Raw genomic sequence first — 3,493 nt, 5'->3', positions numbered from 1 at the left:
GCTGTTGCCGATCCACTGCCAGACGACGTGAATCGAGTAGCGCTCAGCAAGCTCCGTTTGTCGCGTTGAGCGCAGGTTGTGCCAGGGCTTCGGCCAGACCTCTAGCCCCGCCTTGCGGATGATCCGGCCGGGCACGTCCAGCCTTCATCGCGTGGCGGATTCAACGGCCTGCCGATGGCGGTCTTGTGCTCTGCCGTAACCACTGCCTGGCAAATGCGCTGGCGTTGGAAAGTCAACTCGCTTTGTGTACCATCGGCGGAACGCAACGGGCTCTGCCGGAAATTCTATGAGCCGCCCGTGCGCGTATCACACGCTCGTGGCGGGTGAGCACGCGCCAACCGGCAGAGCCTCAACAATGTTCTGCCGGGAGAGTATGGCGCGTGATCGCAGCAGGTTTACGGTAGGCTGTTTGTTCGCCGCAATCGGTGGCTTCTGCCGCGCGTTTCAGGAATGCGGCGCGACGGTCTTGTGGGCGAATGAAAAGGACCGCTTTGCGCGGGACACCTTCGTCAGAAACTTCCCCGACGTTCGCCACATCCATAAGCCGGTTGAAGACCTGTCGGTCATCGGCGACGCGTTGGAGACGGTTGACGCAATCACGGCCGGTTTTCCTTACCAACCTTTTTCTGTCGCCGGAGAGAAGCTGGGACTAAAGAATGAACGCGGGACGCTATTCTTGTGATGGGGAACTCCAAGGGGCGCTGTTTGGTATGAGGCGAGAGTATTACTCCGATGCGATCGCCGCCTTCTTCGAGAAATCGCCAAGGGAGATTCTTGGCGAGTTGGTGCAGAGTGGTGGCGTCGCCGGTGCATCAATAGAAACTACGCAGACCGACGCGTGGCTAGAACAAATCAGCATTCTAAAGAGCAGTCTGTCGGCATACCGCGACAGTGGGAAGCTCTACTTTGAGTATTCAATTCCACGGCTTGGCAAACGAATCGATGTCGTTGCCATCATCGGGCCAGCGATTTTTGTGCTCGAATTCAAGGTTGGCGAGAAGGAATTCACGTCCCACGCGATCGACCAGGTATGCGACTATGCCCTCGACCTCAAGAACTTCCACGAATCCAGTCATGACCGCCTGATCGCGCCGGTTTTGATTGCAACTAAGGCCAAAAACGTCGTTCCCTTCGTCGCCACGACTTTGCAACAGGATCAGCTGCTGCTTCCCATCAGGAGCACCGCCGAAACACTTTCGGACGTCATCCGAGATGTATTGCTCTTCTCCGACGGAGTGGCCATCAACCCTCGCGAGTGGGAGCAAGGGCGCTATTGCCCCACGCCCACCATCATCGAAGCCGCGATGGCTCTCTACAGTGGACATTCCGTCGCCGACATCTCGCGCAGTGATGCCAGTGCCATCAACCTCACCCAGACCTCCGAAGCAATTTCGCAGATCATCCATTCATCGAAGGAAAGCTCGCATAAATCGATCTGCTTTGTAACGGGCGTCCCAGGAGCCGGCAAAACACTGGTCGGGCTCAATATCGCCACACAGCATATCGACAAAAGAAACGACCTTTACAGCGTTTTCCTTTCCGGTAACGGCCCACTCGTTGCAATCTTGCGCGAAGCCCTGACACGCGACAAAGTACGCAGCGAAAAAGAACGCGGCCGCAAGATGAAAAAGGGCGTGGCGATGAGCGAAGTGAAGATGTTCATTCAGAACGTCCACCACTTCCGGGACGAATGCCTGATTGATGTGGCCCGGCCTCCGATTGAGCATGTGGCCTTGTTCGACGAGGCGCAGCGTGCATGGAACCTTGAGCAGACAACCAACTTCATGCTGCGCAAGAAAAAGCGTCCCCATTTCGACCAGTCCGAGCCCGAATTTCTAATCTCCTGTCTGGATCGCCATCAGGATTGGGCCGTCGTCGTTTGTTTGGTCGGTGGCGGTCAGGAGATCAATACGGGCGAAGCGGGCATCAGCGAATGGATCGATGCATTGATGCGATCTTTCCCTGACTGGCACATCTACGTGTCGTCGCGCTTGACCGAGAGTGAGTACGGCGCCGGAAGAGTCCTGAGCGTGATTGAGTCACGCCCAAATGTCGTCGTGCGCGACGAACTTCATCTTGCTGTTTCGATGCGGTCGTTCCGCGCTGAACACGTCTCGTTATTGGTCAAACAACTCCTAGACCTGGATGCGGACGCCCGCCAGACCCTATTGCAAATCACGGGGCGTTTCCCGGTCGTCATCACGCGCGATCTGCGGAAAGCAAAACGGTGGCTGAAGGAGCACGCGCGCGGCTCCGAACGCTACGGCATTGTCGTATCGTCCCAGGCACAGCGCCTCAAACCACACGCGATCGATGTCAAATCGCCGATGGATCCCATCCATTGGTTCCTCGACGGGAAGGACGATGTGCGGTCCTCTTACTACCTTGAGGATGTCGCCACTGAGTTTCACGTCCAACGTCTCGAAGTCGATTGGGCTTGCGTCGTCTGGGATGCCGATTTCCGACACAGCGACATCGGGTGGGAGCATTGGTCGTTTTGCGGCGATCGATGGAACCATATCAAAAAACTTGAACGACAAACCTATCTCAAGAACGCATACCGTGTCTTGCTCACGCGCGCCCGACAAGGGATGGTGATCGTCGTTCCCGAAGGCGACGCGGCGGACCGGACACGCGAACAAGCGTTCTATGATCCGACATTCGACTATCTGCGCTCAATCGGCTTTACGACTATTTGAAGATGCCGTCGACCGTTGTCTCGCTCGACAAGATTGGGCGCGACGCCTTGCGGATGGCAAACCCGACTTTGTGTTCTAATTAGTCCCGCGGCGTGTCGCCAGCATCCGGCAATCCATGGCAAACAACCCTCACTCGCGCAAGCGCTATGCCGCACTCGACGCATCGACCGTCGTCGGTGTGCCAATTCACATCAGGGCGATCGGCAGGTTTGGGCGGTCGAATTTCTATGATCCACTTTCCCGTTTGCGGATCGCCGTCGCGACAACTGCACCTCGGACAGCGGACACCCGCACCGATTTCGCCGGCCAGCCGTTCAATCTGTCGAAGGCGTTGGTTCAGGTTCGGCATGACTTGGCCTTGATTAGGGTGTCGATGTGGCTTTCGAGCGATTCCAGTCGTTCGAGCAAGTCCTCCGGCTGAGAGGGACCAAGCAGCCGTTGCAAAAGTTCCTTGATGCTCGCCATGTCCCCGGCTTTGGCGTTAGGGGCGTTTGGGGCGTTCGGGACAGTCACCGGTTTCTCGTTGCCCCATGAAAAATGGTGGCTGTCCTCGGTCGTTTGAAAAATAGTGGCTGTGCCAGGTCTTTCAGGTCGTTAGTGCCGGCGATCAGGATGTCTCTCCGGGCCTTTACCGCATCGAGGTCACGGTTGGCCCCGGCGGGAGCGTCAGGATTCTGAATGCCCCGGTGCCGCCTGCATTCCGCGAGAGCGTCCGCTACGGCGAGCAAAACCTCTATACGCGCGCGAAGGAACTGGTCGGCGACCGCGACCCGCGGTCCCATGAGTTTTCCATC

The 3,493-nt window shown here is 57.4% G+C and carries 2 protein-coding genes and 1 pseudogene; all 3 read left to right on the top strand.

From position 1 onward, the window contains the following. Positions 1-355: 355 nt before the first annotated feature. The gene (locus SGJ19_12430) at positions 356-682 is read left to right on the top strand and encodes a DNA cytosine methyltransferase (GenBank protein MDZ4781052.1); all 327 of its coding nucleotides are present in this window, start codon (positions 356-358) and stop codon (positions 680-682) included. Then, positions 657-2,699, top strand: a complete 2,043-nt coding sequence (locus SGJ19_12425; GenBank protein ID MDZ4781051.1) for a DUF2075 domain-containing protein — start codon at positions 657-659, stop codon at positions 2,697-2,699. The genes SGJ19_12430 and SGJ19_12425 overlap by 26 nt, the downstream gene beginning before the upstream one ends. Before the next feature lie 593 nt (positions 2,700-3,292). Further along, positions 3,293-3,493, top strand: a pseudogene (locus tag SGJ19_12420) (hypothetical protein).

It is taken from the genome of Planctomycetia bacterium (genome assembly GCA_034440135.1).
Classification (GTDB): domain Bacteria; phylum Planctomycetota; class Planctomycetia; order Pirellulales; family JALHLM01; genus JALHLM01.
The sequence above is the reverse complement of the archived record's forward strand: the minus strand, read 5'-3'. Positions and strand labels throughout refer to the sequence as shown.

Coding starts and splice junctions, on each gene's coding strand:
- SGJ19_12430 (MDZ4781052.1), top strand. CDS start 356: ATGTTCTGCCGGGAGAGTATGGCGCGTGATCGCAGCAGGTTTACGGTA.
- SGJ19_12425 (MDZ4781051.1), top strand. CDS start 657: ATGAACGCGGGACGCTATTCTTGTGATGGGGAACTCCAAGGGGCGCTG.